Source organism: Nitrospirota bacterium (assembly GCA_016207905.1).
In the GTDB taxonomy this organism is placed as follows: Bacteria; Nitrospirota; Thermodesulfovibrionia; order Thermodesulfovibrionales; family JdFR-86; genus JACQZC01.
Map to the genome: position 1 here is coordinate 1 of JACQZC010000017.1, position 14,995 is coordinate 14,995.

Below are 14,995 nucleotides of genomic sequence, written 5' to 3' on the forward strand. Positions count from 1 at the left end.
TCCAGCCGGCGCGGGTCTTGTAAGAGAAACTCTTACCTCTGCCTGTGTATTTCCGACACTTGGCTGCCCTGGTGGCATCTTCGGTGCTACCCAATCACTCGCAAGTGTCACATCACCAATTTCACAACACCCCTCATCAGTCTCACCATCACAATTATTATCCTTATTATCGCATAGTTCAGGTGCACCGGGATACACGGTTAGGTCATTGTCATAAGGGTCATCACCCTCTGGGCAGTATTCACTTACCGCATAACGGCCATCGTTGTCTTTATCCTCACATACTTGACAGCCCTCATCAATTATCCCATCACAATTATTATCCACGCCATCACATACCTCAGGAGCTTCCTCACACCCACCTGCACAGACCTTAACGCTTTCTTTTTGAGTCGGGCATTTCCATTCATAGGTTTTTTTCTCATATATACAATCAAAACAAACTCTTGGATATCCCAACCAGACACACGAATAACATAAATTAGCCGCAGGGTGGCAAGGGGAACTACAAAAAGGATTACATAGATTAGCCGTATTGTCAAGACACTGTTGCACAGTGCCATATACCTTTATTTGATGAGTAGCCTCATATTTAAATCTACCGCTATAACATATATTAGTGCTGCGACCGCTTCAGTATTGACAAAGCTCACAAAAACAACTTTCTATTGCCTGCCACTTCCCTGCATCCGTAACCCTCACATCCTTACTCACTGTCCCATAAGAGTCATCTGCACTTACAGAGAATGCTCCACAGGCATCCCCGCCTAAGGTAACAAGTCCACCTGCATCTATGCCCACACCTACACCTTCCACACACCACCTAACATCGCCAACTGCATTAGCAATGCTATATTGATAAGTTTCTGATTTTGTAACCTCATCAGAACCTGAGATGGATGAAGAACAGGTATTACTTCCTCCTCCTGATGCTGACTGAAAATAGGAAGGATTGGAATTACAGGTATTTTCAGATGAGCCATCAGCAAAAAGTAAGTTTGGTGCTAAAAGCAAGGTTGCAACAAAGAAAAACATCTTTTTAAAAGGTGCATCTTGTTTCCTTTTTCAAGCCCACTTAAATGCATCCTTATAAAAGCATATGGGGGGTAGAAAGTCAAGAGGAATTTTTGAGATTCTGAAACAACCCATGAAACAAGTTCAGGGCATGATTCAGAATGACCTCTCTAAAAATCCCCTCCCTTGACGGGAGGGGTTGGGGGAGGGTGAACAGAAAAGTCCAATCACCCCTCACCCTCGCCCTCTCCCGAGAGGGGAAAGACAAAAAACCTCTTGACAAACCCAAATCTATCCTTTATACTAACTATAGTTTGAATATATTATAGCTTATAAAACGATAGTTGGAGGTTGACATGGGCAAAAAAGGCGAAAAAATCTTAGAGGAAAGAAAGGACATTGTGCATGCCTTAGTTGAGTCAGGGAAATCCTATAGAGAGGTTGCCTCTACATTAGGCATAAGTATAGGAAGTGTGCATAAAATCATGCATGAGCCTGATGAGCTAATCTTTCCACTCGTTGAACAACTGAAAAAAAGACTTTCCGCAAGACATTATCTGCTTTCTGACTATATACTTAGCAGAATCTCAGAACTTAACATGACTTATGCGTCCCTTAAAGACAAGGTCATTGCCTCTGCAATACTGATAGATAAGGCAAGGCTTATAGATGACTCCTTTAGAGGTAGAGGCATTAAAGAGCTTGAAGAGCTAAAAAAGGAGAATGAACGCTTGAACACTCAAAAGGATGATAAAGCTATTGAATTAAAAGAGAAAACAGATGAATTTGCAGTTAAAGAATGAACATATAAAAAAAGGGAGATGGAAACGATTATTATTTCATCAGGATTTTTATGTGAGGCAACAGGGATACTAAATGGATTTGTGTCTGAATGGATTTTAGAGCTTGACTATTGTTTCAGCTTAGCTCAAAATATTTATATCTCATGAAGGTACTGGTAACAGGTGCTACAGGCTTCATTGGAAGCCATCTTGTGGAGGAACTCCTAAGAAGAGACTATGAGGTTACCTGCCTTGTAAGGAAGACCTCCAACCTTCAATGGCTCGATGGGCTCGATATAACCCTGCTGTATGGGGACTGTGAGGACAGGGAGTCGCTTTTTTCTGCTGTCAAAGGACAGGAGCTTATATTGCACCTTGCAGGGCTGACAAAGGCAAAAAAGGCACGGGACTTTTTCCGAATAAACACATTGGGCACAGAGAACCTTGTAAGTGTAGTGGCACAGGCAGAGCCGAATATTAGAAAATTTGTTTTCCTAAGCAGTCTTGCCGCAGTTGGCCCAAGCCGGAATGGAAAACCTGTTAACGAAGACACTTTGCCCCAACCTGTATCGGAGTATGGCAGAAGCAAGCTACAGGCAGAAGAGGCTGTCCTTAAATTCAAGAATCATCTGCCTGTGACAATCATAAGGCCTCCTGCTGTTTATGGTCCAAGGGATAAGGACTTATATGTATTTTATAGGATGCTTAAGAAAGGAATCTTTCCTTACTGGGGCATGTGCTATTATTCCCTGATTTATGTGGATGACCTTGTAAAGGCAATAACCGAAATAGGAGTTAGCACCGATACCTATGGAGAGACCTATTTTGTCTCAGACGGAAATATCTATAGCAATGTAGACATTGCAAACGCAATATCTCAGGCAGTGGGCTCAAGACCCATACGCCTAAGGATACCAAACCGTTTTCTGCCTATTATTGCATCTATAGGTGGAATACTAAGCAGAAAAACTGGTATAATCAATATCGATAAAATCAAAGAGATATGCTATCCCCGATGGGTATGTGACTCATCGAAGGCGAATATGAAGTTTGGGTTTTTACCAAAAACAAAGATAAAGGAAGGAATTACATGGACGGCAAACTGGTACAAGATTCATCGATGGCTGTAAAGAAATCTTCAGACCTGTTTGAAAAGTGCTTTAGATTCACCCGTGTAAAAGAGCTTAAGGCAGTAGGGCTTTATCCGTATTTCAGGGTGATAGAAAGCGCACAGGAGCCAGTGGTCATTATGAACGGCAAAAAGATGGTAATGGTTGGCTCCAATAACTACCTTGGTCTCACAAACCATCCAAAGGTCAAGGAAGCCGCTATAGAGGCAATCAGAAAATACGGCTCAGGATGTGCAGGCTCGAGGTTCCTTAATGGCACACTGGACATCCATATAAGATTAGAAAACAAGCTTGCCCAATTCATGAGAAAAGAATCTGCATTGGTATTTTCGACAGGGTTTCAGGTGAACCTCGGAGCCATATCGGCATTAGTGGGAAAAGACGATGTTGCAATCATAGACAAGATGGACCATGCAAGCATTATAGATGGTGCAAGACTCTCCTATGGAGAGGTTAGAAAATTCAGGCACAATGATATGGCAGACCTCGAAAGAATACTCGATGAGTCCAATGCCTTAGGAAAGTTCATAGTAGTTGACGGTGTATTCAGCATGGAAGGGGACATCGCAGAGCTCCCTCAAATCGTAAGACTTGCAAAAAAATATGGTGCCCGAACAATGGTGGACGATGCCCATGCAATTGGAGTCTTGGGAAAAACAGGCAGGGGGACTGCAGAGCACTTTGGCATTGAATCCGATGTGGACATCATAATGGGCACATACAGCAAATCCCTTGCCTCCATAGGAGGGTTTGTGGCAGGCTCTGAGGATGTAATAGATTACATAAAACACTTTGCAAGGTCATTAATCTTTAGTGCAAGCCCGCCTCCTGCATCCGTTGCATCAGTGCTTGCCGCAATAGAGATTATAGAGCAAGAGCCTGAAAGAATAAAGAGGCTGTGGAAAAACACAAAAAAGATGCTAAAGGGGTTCAAGGAGATGGGCTTCGATGTAGGAGTAAGTCAGACCCCAATCATACCTATAATGGTCGGAGAAAACGAGACGGCATTTAAGATGGCAATGATGCTTCAGGATAATGGCGTGTTTGCAAATGTTGCCGTAAGTCCTGCTGTTCCAAACGGAAAAGCCCTGATAAGAACAAGCTATATGGCGACTCACACAGATGAGCATCTCGATATTGTCCTTGAGGCATTCAGCGTTGTCGGAAAACAGCTGGGACTCATAAAATAGCTTGGAACTCGTAGAGGTTGGCTCTAAAAAAGACATCGATGCCTTTATAAAGTTTCCCTTATCTATTTATCGAAACGACCTGCTTTATGCACCTCCGCTTTTAAGGGAGATGAAATCGCAGTTTTCAAAGAAAAACCCTTTCTTTGACCATGCTGAAGTGAAATTATTTCTCATAAAAGGAAAAGGAAGGATCGCCTCTATCATAAACAGAAGGCATATAGAGTTTCATAATGAAAATGTAGGATTCTTTGGATTCTTTGAGTGCATAAACGACCCCGAGGTCTCTAAAACACTCTTTGGAAGGGTCTCTCAGGAGCTTAAAAAGCATGCTCTTGAGGTTATGCGTGGGCCTATGAACTTTTCTACGAATGAGGAGTGCGGCTTTCTCCTGAATGGGTTTGATTTGCCACCAATGCTCATGACCCCTTATAACCCTTCTTACTATAACGACCTTGCTACAAGTTTCGGAATGCAGAAATCCAAGGACCTCTTTGCATATATATACGATGTTCAAGACGAGCTACCTGAGAAGGTTCTTAAGGTAGCTGGTTTTGCAGAAAAACAGGGAATAAGCATAAGGCCAATCAGCATGAAAAATTTCGGCTCTGATATGACTGCATTCAAGGAGATATATAACTCCTCATGGCATGATAATTGGGGTTTTATACCTCTTACAGATAGAGAGCTGAATTTTATGGCAGGAAGGTTAAAACCTGTCATTGTGCCGGAGCTTTCCCTAATAGCTGAAAGAAAAGGTGAGCCAATTGGCTTTATGGGATTACTTCCTGATTACAACCATGTCTTAAGGGCAATGAAGGGAAGGCTAAACCCGGTTACAATCATAAAAGCCATTTATTATTCAAGAAGGATAAAAGACCTGAGACTTCTCCTTTTAGGCATAAAAAAAGACATGAGGGCAAAGGGCGTGGATGCCCTTCTTTTTAGAGAAGGCTTCAATACCCTTAAAAAAAAGGGCTTTAAAAGAATAGAGTTTTCATGGGTCTTAGAGGACAACCTCCCTGTTCAGAGGATTGTCAGAATGCTGGGAGGAAAACTCTATAAGACATATAGAATCTACGAGAAGGGGCTATAGTTTCCTAAGCACCAACACTGCATTAACCCCACCAAAGCCGAATGAGTTTGATATAGCTGTTTTGATGTTAGCCTTTCTTTGCTCGGTAACAAAATCCAACTCAAACTCAGTCTCCTTTAGATTTATGGTTGGCGGAATTATACTCTCAACAAGGCTCATGGCTGTAAAGCCTGCCTCAAGTGCACCTGATGCACCGAGCATATGGCCGGTCATGGATTTATTTGCAGTTATAGATATAGTCTTTTTAAATACAGCACATATAGCCTCTGCCTCTGTCTTGTCTCCTATCAGAGTGGCTGTGGCATGGGCATTGATATAGTCGATATCCTCCGGATTTAGACCTGAGTCAAGGAGTGCCTTTTTCATTGCATCTGCCTGTCCAGCGATTGAAGGTCTTGTCTCGTGAAAGGCATCGACTGTGCAGGCATAGCCTATGACCTCTGCATATGGCTTAGCGCCCCTTTTTAAGGCTGATTCGTACTCCTCGAGAACCAATACACAACTGCCTTCAGACAGTATAAAGCCGTCCCTTTCCCTGTCAAAAGGCATCATTTTGCCCTGCCTTGAAAGAGCACCTGCCCTGCCATAGCCCTCGATTGCCAAAAGGCATATCGGAGCCTCCGAGGCCCCTGCAAGGACAATATCTAAGATAGTATGCTTTATTGCCCTATATGCCTCTCCAATTGCATTTGCCCCTGAGGCGCATGAATTGGATATACCTAAAGAACTGCCTTTTATGGAAAGCCTCTGTGCCACATAAGAGCCTGCCATGCCAATCGTTGTGAAGGGCATGAGATAAGCCGACACTGTGCCCTTTAATGCCCTTTCAAGATGTGATATGCCTCCTCTGCTTGAGCCTATGAGCACGCCTGAGGAGGAAAGGGATTTACCTTTAAGCCCTGCATCATTAACTGCCATTATCGAGGCAGACACTGCATAATGTATGAATGGGTCAAGCCTGTTTATCTCTTTTATAGAGAGAAATTCCTCTGCATGAAAATCCTTAAGCATGCCGGCTGACCTCCATGCGCCTTTTATATTCAAGCCATGCATGCCTATGCCGGAGATACCTGACTTCAAAGAATCCCATGATTTTTTAAAGGTATTTCCGAGAGGACTCACCGCACCTATACCTGTAATAACAACCCTTCTCATTGTCAACTATAATAGCATGAATGGTTTACAAATACATTTTTCTTAAGATTTAGGGTAGGTGGGTCATGCTGAATTTATTTCAGCATCTCAAAGGATTTCTGTTATAATCCTTTACTATGTCTAATCTCATAAAATCTCTGCCTAAGAGATTAAAATCAGGGCTTACACCTGCTGAAGAAAAACTCCTTAAAGACATTGAAAACAATGAAGAAACAATTTTCTCAGAAGGCACTGATATTGGTGACCCTAAAAATGCAAATCAATGGGGATTTAATCGCACAATCAGGGCTGAGCTTCTACACTGGTTATGCACCAATCAAAATATCAGAGCCTTTATCTCAAATAAAGGCATTCAAATCTTTGGTGCAAAGATTAAAGGAACACTTGATTTTCAGGCAATCAACCTGCCTTTTATCTTTGGATTGTTTAAATGCTCTATGGAAGGTGTCATATTAATGGATGCAGAGACAAAGAGTCTGAATTTTAATGAAAGCCATATAGGTTCTTTCAATGCAGATGAGCTTACTGTTAAAGGAGATGTGTTTTTAGATAAAGTAAATGCAAATGGAGAGGTTCGGCTTCTGTGTGCTAATATCAGTGCTCAGCTTTCATGCACAGAAGCGGTCTTTGAAAACCCTGAAGGAGAGGCTTTCATCGCAGATGGGCTTACTGTTAAAGGAGATGTGTTTTTAGATGAAGTAAATGCAAATGGAGAGGTTAGGCTTCCGGGTGCAAATATCAGTGGTCAGCTTTCATGTGAAGGAGCGGTCTTTGAAAACCCTGAAGGCAAAGCCTTTAGCGCCAGAAATCTAAAGGTAAGAGATGATTTATTTTTGGACTATAAAAAATTGATGGTATTTTAGACCTTAGCCATGCAGAAGTAGGACAGCTAACAGATGAAGAAAATACCTGGCCCTCAGAGGGCAAGCTTTTTATTGAAGGCTTTAAATATAAGGTATTTGGAGATGCACCAAAAACAGCTGAGGAGCGTTTAAAATGGCTCAGGCTTCAGCCAAAAAAGCACTTCTCTACTCAGCCCTATGAGCATCTCGCAAATCTCTATGAAGAGATAGGACATGAGACAGATAGAAAGGAAGTCCTGATTGCAAAACAGGAAGACTTAAGAAAGTTCGGCTCGTTAAGCAACCCAGTAAAACTCTGGAACAGGTTCTTGGGCATAACTATAAGCCATGGCTATAGCCCATGGAAAATGCTAATTTTCATCCTTTTTATGACGCTGATATTGGGTGCAGGATTGTTTTACTATGCAAATAAAATTGATATAATGCAACCATCTAAGGAGCGGGTTTATATGGATGAAGATTTCAGAAAAACAGAGGTTTTACCTGATAGGTATCCTAAGTTTAACCCTTGTGTATATTCTATTGATGTGTTTGTGCCTTTTGTGGACTTACATCAGGAGAATTACTGGCTTCCTGATTCAACAAAACAATATGGTAAGTGGTTCAGGTATTATTTCTGGCTACATATTGTCTTTGGCTGGGTATCCTGTTCACTTCTTGTATCTGCTTTGACAGGTTTAATCCGCAAGGACTAACCTGAATCTCACTCCATCTTAACCTTGCAAAAAGCTTCAGGTATTCCCTCTATAATATCAGAGGCTGTCTATTCTATTTTTTATTAAATCAGGGTTTCTCTTACCATGAATTACAGCAAGGATTATTATCTTTTCTTCCTCTATAAGATAAATGATTTTGTATGGAAACCTTTTAATAACATGTTTCCTCGTTCCTTTGTATTCTATTGGATGAATTTCAGGATTTCTATTTATGAAGTTGATTCCTGCATCAACCTGCAAAAGGAAGTCATGACCTAACCCTGTTCGTTTATTTTCATACCAGAAAAATGCTTCCTTTAAGTCATCTTCGGCTTCAGGCCTGACAATGACCTTATATTTCATTGCCTGCTCAATAGCCTTTTATAAACATCTTCCCATGGAGAGCCTAAATCAGGTTTTCTATGATAAGCCTCCAATCGCTCATCAATTATCCTTTTCTCATCTTCTGTTAATTCAATAGACTGAGCTTCAGCAGCTATCGTATCCCAGATATCCTCTACCAGTTGAATTCTTTCAGGTATTGACAATGTAAGGCTATCTGTTGCTGTTATCTTTTTCATAACTTATTCCTCCTGTTTTACTTATCTAATATCTATTATATACCATAGCTAACCCCCCTTAACCTTACAAAAAGCATCAGGTATTGCCTCTATAATATCACTTGCTATGAGTGAGTGATAACCTTTTTTTTCCGCAGATATGTCTCCTGCGATGCCATGAAGGTATGTGGCTGTTATTCCTGCGTGAATGGGGCAAAGCCCTTGTGCTAAGAGTCCTGCAAGCATTCCTGTAAGAACATCTCCAACACCAGCCTTTGCCATGCCCGGGTTTCCTGTTGTATTTATAAATGCGCCTTTGTTTTTAGAGGCAGTAATTGTTGGCACACCCTTGAGCACAAGGACAACATTCGGGAAATCTTTTACAAATGACAGTGCAATACCAATTCTGTCCTTTTCTATATCACTCACATTTACACCAACGAGTCTTGCCATCTCACCCGGATGAGGGGTAAGGATAAGTGGTGCCCTTGTATTTTTTAATAGCTCTTTCTTTAATACATTTATACCATCTGCATCTATGACCATGGGTTTTATGCATCTTATGAGCAATTCTTTCATAAGCTTTTCTGTTTCCTTTGTAACTCCAATCCCTGGTCCTATGGCAAGGACATCTGCTTTTTCATCGAGAAATCTTAATATCTTAGGGAGTGCCCTTAAAGAAAGCATACTATTTGTCTCAGGCAGAGAGAGGGTCATCTCCTCAGTAACCCTTGCCTGAATTATACTCATTAAAGATTCAGGCACACCCAATGTTACCAGCCCGGCACCTGCCCTCAGGCATGCCTTTCCTGCCATCAGTGCCGCACCTGTTTTGCCTTTAGAGCCTGCGATAATAAGCACATGTCCATATGTGCCTTTATGCGAATAAAATGGCCTTTCCGGGATTAATATATCCTCTTTGTCGATTTTATGGCACTTAAGGCTTGATGAGTTAATCAGCTCCTTTGGGAATCCGATGTCTTCTATAAAAAGCACACCTGTCAGGTCCCTTCCGGGATAAAGGAAATGCCCTCTTTTAGGCAAGCCAAATGTCACTGTGATGTCTGCCTTTACTCCTACACCCATCACCTGACCTGTGTCCGAGGAGACCCCTGAGGGTATGTCAACCGAGACTATAGGACTTCCCGAGGTGTTTAAAAAACCTATCACATTTGCAATCTCGCCAGTAACAGGCTTTCTTAAGCCTGTCCCGAAAATGGCATCTATAATTACCGAAGAATGTGTGTCTTTGGCATTAATCTTTGTCCTGAATTCCATTGGGACACCGAATTTTTTTGCTATCTTATACTCATTGAGACAGTCTTTGCCGAGTTTGTCTTTTTCCGAAAGTATGATAACCAAAACATTCCAGCCTGACTTATAAAGCTCTCTGCCAGCGACTATTCCATCTCCTCCGTTATTTCCCGGTCCTGAAAGGACAAGGACTTTTCTGGGCTTGAATGCCTCATTTATTCTTTTTGAAACAGAGAGCCCTGCTCTTTGCATGAGGGTTTCAGATGGAATCCCAAAGTCCTCGATGGTCTTTCTATCTATCTCTTTCATCTCAACCGAAGTGACAACCTTCATGTCTAAATTATACATCAACTTTCTGCCTAAGCACATTTATTGCCTCAAGGATAAGCCGAATGCTCAGGCTGAATAAGACAATCCCAAAGATGCCTGAAATGAATGTGTCAGGCTTAATTTCTCCTCCTTTTAGAAGACCGGGAAGGGATTTTAATAAAGGCAGAAACTGAAGTATCACTGACCATAGTGTCATTACAAACATGAATATCATTGGAAGTATCGTATAAAGTGCATTTTTCCCTATTTTTATCAGCCAGACAGACAGAGAAAGAAGCACAAGGCTTGCAAGGAGCTGGTTACTTGTGCCAAATATTGGCCACGCAATAAGATAGCCTTTTTCTTTGGTAAGCATTAAAACCGAAAACGGCACAAACAAGGTAATAAAAGTAGCCATATAAGCACTTGCCTTTGTTTTTAAGCCCAAAAGCTCCTGTAATATATACCTTGCAAGCCTTGAACAAACATCCAGTGTGTCATAGACGAATGTCGAGAAGGCAAGAAGGGCAAATGCAAAGGCAACATTGAAGTCCATGCCCAAAAGTCCCATGTATTTAGCTATACCATTGGCGTAGATGAGATTAGGGTCTGTTTTGAGGATGGCATCCCCTTTTGAAAGCATCATGAGTGTGGCAAGGGCTAAGACTGCAACAAGCCCCTCGAGAAGCATTGCTCCATAGCCTATGACACGGGCATCCGATTCCCTACGCAGTTGTTTTGAGGTTGTCCCTGAGCTTACTATTGAATGAAACCCCGAACATGCACCACAGGCAATAGTGATAAAAAGAATGGGAAAAATAAACTTGCCATTGGAAAGGCTCCTCAGCCCCTCGATATTAAATGCCGGGTATTCTATCCTGAATCCGCCAAATAGTGCACCTACAAGGCTTATAAATATCGTCAGATAAAGAAGCCACCCTCCAAGATAACCTCTCGGCTGAAGTAAAACCCATACAGGTATTACAGAGGCAATGAAACAGTAAACCAATAAGACGATATCCCACTGCTTGATTGTTATACCTGAAAGAAAATCTGAAATAGGCAGGGGTAGTCTTATGCCGAGCCAGACGCTAAAAAGCACGAGAGGCAGGAATATCGAGGTAGCAGTAATGAGATTGACCTTGAATCTGTAAAGCATGACACCCATCAGGACACCGAGCATAAGGTAGATAACAGAGGTTGCGGCTACGCCCGGTCCAAAGGCAGTATCAGAGGACACTGCCTTAAATGTATGGGCAGTAATGTCCGTGAATGCAATAATGACATATATTAAGGCAAGCCAGACAAAAACGAGAAAAAGGATATGGGAGGTTGGAGACATATATTGTTTTATAAGTTCTCCTACGGATGATGCCTTGTGTCTTATAGAGGCAGCCAGGCTTGAGAAATCATGAACTCCACCGATGAATATAGAGCCTATGATAATCCAGACTATAGCAGGAAACCAGCCAAACCAGATGCCTGCTAAAATAGGCCCTACAATAGGCCCTGCGGCTGAAATAGCCGAGAAATGCTGTCCTAATAGCAAGGAGGGTTTTGTAGGGACATAATCGCAACCATCGTTTACACTGCATGCCGGTGTCTCTTGTTCGTCGTTTAGCTCGAGTCTCCTCGATAAAAACCTTCCATAGAAGATATATCCCAAAAGGAATATTAATATAGAGACCACTACTACAAAGGAAACCATCTAAATATAATATAAAAAATAAAAATTTTTTGTGTGTTAAACTAAAAAATGCCTTATGATTCATGCAGTAATGTCCTTATACGGGGTGTCAACTGGATAGGCGATGCAGTGATGACAATGCCTGCCTTAAAGGCACTGAGAAAGGCAATGCCTGAGGCAAGGCTCTCGCTTTTAGTCAAGCCATGGGTGTCTGAGCTTTTCAAGAAAGACCCCAACATAGATGAGCTTATCCTTTATGGCACTGAGTATAAGGGGCTCATGGGCAAATACAGGCTCTCAAGATACCTCAAAGGCAGGGGATTTTGCCTTGCAATACTTCTTCAGAATGCCTTTGATGCAGGCTTGATTACATATCTTTCAGGCATTCCCGAGCGCATTGGCTATAGAAGGGATGGAAGGGGACTTCTACTTACAAAACCCATACCATATGGAAAGGAAGACAGACAGATGCATCATATCCTCTATTACATCGAGCTTCTTAGAAGGGCAGGCATAAAAGCAGAGCCTATTGTGCCATGGATTTATCTCTCACTGTCTGAAAGGCTCGATGCAAGAAAGACCCTCGAAGGGCTAAGAAAACCTGTCTTAGGAATAAACCCGGGTGCAACTTATGGCTCGTCAAAAAGATGGTATCCTCAAAGATTTGCAGGTGTGGCACAAAGGTTTATAGAGGAATCTATTGGCAGTGTGGTCATATTTGGCGGAAGCTCCGAGATAGAAATCGCAGATGAGATTATGGGTCATTTGCCCGAGATGTATCATAGCCGGTGTGTCTCTATGGCAGGGAAGACCACTTTGAGACAGCTTATCTCTTTAATCTCTGAGTGTGATGTCTTTCTCACAAACGATTCAGGACCAATGCATATAGGCTATGCAGTTAGAACCCCTCTCGTTTCGCTCTTTGGCTCTACAGAGCCATCCCTTACAGGACCCCCTGAAAAGGGAAATATCGTTATTAAAAAGGACATAAGGTGCAGTCCGTGTTTTAAAAGGCAGTGTAAGGAAGACACTCTTAAGTGTATGGATGCCATAGGCATGGATGAGGTCTTTTCTGCGGTTAGAAATCTTATTCCTAAAAACAGGGCAGTGTTTTTTGATAGGGACGGAACACTTTGTAAGGATAAAAATTACCTCAATAACTGGGACGACTTCGAGGTGTTTGAGGATGTAAGTGAAGTTAGAAGACTGAAAGAAAAAGGCTTTAGACTTATCGGCATCTCCAATCAGTCGGGCATCGCAAGAGGCATAATAGATGAGGCATTTGTGAGGGACATCAACGATGTCTTCATAAGGCAGTATGGCTTTGATGAATTCTATTATTGCCCTCATCATCCAGATGAGCACTGTCCCTGTAGAAAGCCTGAGCCCGATATGCTTCTAAGGGCAAGGCTTGAGCATGGGATTGACCTTAAGGCATCATATATGATTGGCGATAAGTCTGCCGATATAGAGGTTTCAAATGCAGTAGGCTCAAAAAGCATACATATCCTCACAGGACAGGAGGAAAAAGGGCTCGATGCCGACTTCACTGCCACGAGCCTCAAACAGGCAGTGGAGTGGATTATCAAAGATGCGACAAAGGAGGTTTAATGAAAGGTAAGGCTGATATAAAGACAAAACTCTATCGGGCAGTCATAGAGTATGCAAGAAAAAACCATGCAGATGAGATAGATAAGGCATATGAGTATTTCTTTGAAGAAGAATACCCCGAGGATTTCCTTGAGGGCATAGCACTCGATATTGCATTCATAAACTTTGAGGATTATCTCATATGCGACTGGAAAACTGAAACCCACAAGACCCTTATTGACCTGTATATAAATGAAAATAAGAAACTCGATGACAGAGAGCTGAAGGTTCTTAATGAAATAAAGGACTCTGTGATAAGTCTTTATGAAGTGAGCTCAACGACACCTCATATAACCCTTAAAGACCTCATCCTCGATACAGAATTTAACTTGAAAGATAAGACCACTCGGTTTTCAGGAGGTGATATATTTGCAGGAAGGTTTTTTAAAATAAACAGGGGCTATTCCATGAGCAGGTGCGTTTATCCTTATGGAGGAAAGATGAAGAAAACAGTGCTTGAATACTTTAATAAACAATTTAATCGCTACATAAAGAACGAAAACCCCGATGGCACAAAAAAAGATTTCCTCAAATTTCACTCGGATGTCTTTAACACCATATGGGTGAGCGAACTTTACTCACAAAGAAAAAAATGACGCATTCCCACTTAGATATTACTCCTCGAAAGATACTCGTAATCAAGCCAAGCTCTTTGGGAGATGTGATTCACAGCCTTCCGTTTCTTAATTCAATAAGAAAATGTTTTCCTCAGGCAGAAATACATTGGGTTATTGCAAAAGAGTTTCAGGAGCTTCCCGATAGCCATCCAATGATAGATAAGCTCTGGGTGATAAACAAGGGTGAGTGGAAGGTGCCTTCAAAGGCATGGGATACCTTGAAGGAGGTAATGACCCTCTTTAGAGAGCTTAAAAAAGAAAGATTCGATATTACAGTAGACCTTCAGGGGCTTCTAAGAAGCGGGCTTATAACAATGGCATCGGGTGCTAAGATAAGGATAGGTCTTAAGGGTTTCAAAGAGGGTAGAGAAGGCAGCAGGTTTTTCTATACGCATAGGGTTTCTGGCGGAAAGTTTGTGCATGCAGTTGAAAGGTATATGAGGGTTGCAGATTTCTTAGGCTGTGATACCTCTGAGATTAAGTTTCCCCTTCCCGATGTGTCAAGTGTCTTGCCCATTGCCCCTCCTTATGCTGTAATTGTGCCGGGTGCAAGATGGCAGACAAAAAAATGGCGCTCCGAGAGATTCGGAGAGCTTGCCTCCATGCTTCCGATTAAATCCCTTGTCATCGGGACAAATGCCGATGATGCGATAGCAGATGAGATTGTAAAGGCATCAAAAGGAAATGCGGTTTCTCTGACAGGCAAGACAAACCTCAAGGAGCTGATTGGCATCCTAAAGAATGCAATGTTTGTTGTGTCCACTGACTCAGGGCCCATGCACATAGCATCGGCACTTAGTGTTCCTGTGTTTGCTCTGTTTGGCACGACAAGCCCTCTGAGAACAGGCCCTTACGGAGATATACATACCATTATAACAGCAGGACTGCCATGCGCTCCTTGCTTTAAAAAGAGATGCGATGACCTAAGATGCATGGATAAAATCACAGTTGAAATGCTCTATAATGCGATTAAAGAAAAAATAAAGGTTTAAAAGA

Annotated in this window: 16 protein-coding genes; 9 read left to right on the top strand and 7 right to left on the bottom strand. The window is 42.0% G+C overall.

The window, feature by feature from the left end:
• Together HY805_02010 and HY805_02015 are read right to left on the bottom strand one after the other, a co-directional pair.
• Positions 1-327: putative metal-binding motif-containing protein (locus HY805_02010; protein MBI4822989.1), on the bottom strand; the 327-nt coding region annotated here is incomplete at its 3' end.
• Between the two features lie 306 nt (positions 328-633).
• The gene (locus tag HY805_02015; GenBank protein ID MBI4822990.1) at positions 634-1,035 is read right to left on the bottom strand and encodes a hypothetical protein; all 402 of its coding nucleotides are present in this window, start codon (positions 1,033-1,035) and stop codon (positions 634-636) included.
• A 335-nt stretch (positions 1,036-1,370) separates the two neighbouring features.
• Here HY805_02015 and HY805_02020 point away from each other — a divergent pair, with 335 nt between their 5' ends.
• The 4 genes from HY805_02020 (at position 1,371) to HY805_02035 (ending at position 5,209) form a co-directional block, all read left to right on the top strand.
• Positions 1,371-1,817, top strand: coding sequence for a hypothetical protein (locus HY805_02020; protein MBI4822991.1), 447 nt, complete (start codon positions 1,371-1,373; stop codon positions 1,815-1,817).
• A gap of 143 nt (positions 1,818-1,960) precedes the next feature.
• Entirely contained in the window at positions 1,961-2,926 is a 966-nt protein-coding gene (locus HY805_02025) for an NAD-dependent epimerase/dehydratase family protein (GenBank protein ID MBI4822992.1), read from the top strand.
• On the top strand, positions 2,887-4,116 hold the full coding sequence (locus HY805_02030; GenBank protein MBI4822993.1) for a pyridoxal phosphate-dependent aminotransferase family protein: 1,230 nt from the start codon (positions 2,887-2,889) through the stop codon (positions 4,114-4,116). The genes HY805_02025 and HY805_02030 overlap by 40 nt, the downstream gene beginning before the upstream one ends.
• A gap of 1 nt (position 4,117) precedes the next feature.
• Positions 4,118-5,209, top strand: a complete 1,092-nt coding sequence (locus HY805_02035) for an N-acetyltransferase (GenBank protein MBI4822994.1) — start codon at positions 4,118-4,120, stop codon at positions 5,207-5,209.
• On the opposite strand, the gene HY805_02040 is transcribed toward HY805_02035, so the two are convergent.
• The gene (locus HY805_02040) at positions 5,204-6,364 is read right to left on the bottom strand and encodes a beta-ketoacyl-[acyl-carrier-protein] synthase family protein (GenBank protein ID MBI4822995.1); all 1,161 of its coding nucleotides are present in this window, start codon (positions 6,362-6,364) and stop codon (positions 5,204-5,206) included. The genes HY805_02035 and HY805_02040 overlap by 6 nt on opposite strands.
• A gap of 116 nt (positions 6,365-6,480) precedes the next feature.
• Between HY805_02040 and HY805_02045 the strand changes: the two genes are divergently transcribed.
• Together HY805_02045 and HY805_02050 are read left to right on the top strand one after the other, a co-directional pair.
• The gene (locus tag HY805_02045) at positions 6,481-7,227 is read left to right on the top strand and encodes a hypothetical protein (protein ID MBI4822996.1); all 747 of its coding nucleotides are present in this window, start codon (positions 6,481-6,483) and stop codon (positions 7,225-7,227) included.
• A 308-nt stretch (positions 7,228-7,535) separates the two neighbouring features.
• Positions 7,536-7,922 (top strand): hypothetical protein, encoded by a 387-nt coding sequence (locus tag HY805_02050; GenBank protein MBI4822997.1) that lies wholly within the window; start codon positions 7,536-7,538, stop codon positions 7,920-7,922.
• 57 nt (positions 7,923-7,979) lie between these two features.
• On the opposite strand, the gene HY805_02055 is transcribed toward HY805_02050, so the two are convergent.
• The 4 genes from HY805_02055 to HY805_02070 are packed head-to-tail and all read right to left on the bottom strand — an operon-like array spanning position 7,980 to position 11,753.
• Positions 7,980-8,285, bottom strand: a complete 306-nt coding sequence (locus HY805_02055) for a type II toxin-antitoxin system RelE/ParE family toxin (GenBank protein MBI4822998.1) — start codon at positions 8,283-8,285, stop codon at positions 7,980-7,982.
• On the bottom strand, positions 8,282-8,503 hold the full coding sequence (locus HY805_02060; GenBank protein ID MBI4822999.1) for an addiction module protein: 222 nt from the start codon (positions 8,501-8,503) through the stop codon (positions 8,282-8,284). The genes HY805_02055 and HY805_02060 overlap by 4 nt, the downstream gene beginning before the upstream one ends.
• Positions 8,504-8,551: 48 nt before the next feature.
• On the bottom strand, positions 8,552-10,069 hold the full coding sequence (locus HY805_02065; protein ID MBI4823000.1) for an NAD(P)H-hydrate dehydratase: 1,518 nt from the start codon (positions 10,067-10,069) through the stop codon (positions 8,552-8,554).
• Positions 10,070-10,076: 7 nt separating this feature from the next.
• The gene (locus HY805_02070) at positions 10,077-11,753 is read right to left on the bottom strand and encodes a carbon starvation protein A (GenBank protein ID MBI4823001.1); all 1,677 of its coding nucleotides are present in this window, start codon (positions 11,751-11,753) and stop codon (positions 10,077-10,079) included.
• Between the two features lie 48 nt (positions 11,754-11,801).
• On the opposite strand from HY805_02070, the gene waaF reads away from it, so the two are divergent.
• From waaF to HY805_02085, 3 genes are read left to right on the top strand one after another with little or no spacing between them, the layout of a single operon-like run.
• Positions 11,802-13,343, top strand: a complete 1,542-nt coding sequence (gene waaF, locus HY805_02075; protein MBI4823002.1) for a lipopolysaccharide heptosyltransferase II — start codon at positions 11,802-11,804, stop codon at positions 13,341-13,343.
• Positions 13,343-13,978 (top strand): hypothetical protein, encoded by a 636-nt coding sequence (locus HY805_02080; protein MBI4823003.1) that lies wholly within the window; start codon positions 13,343-13,345, stop codon positions 13,976-13,978. Before waaF ends, HY805_02080 begins: the two co-directional genes overlap by 1 nt.
• Positions 13,942-14,991 (top strand): glycosyltransferase family 9 protein, encoded by a 1,050-nt coding sequence (locus tag HY805_02085; GenBank protein MBI4823004.1) that lies wholly within the window; start codon positions 13,942-13,944, stop codon positions 14,989-14,991. Before HY805_02080 ends, HY805_02085 begins: the two co-directional genes overlap by 37 nt.
• Positions 14,992-14,995 lie beyond the last annotated feature (4 nt).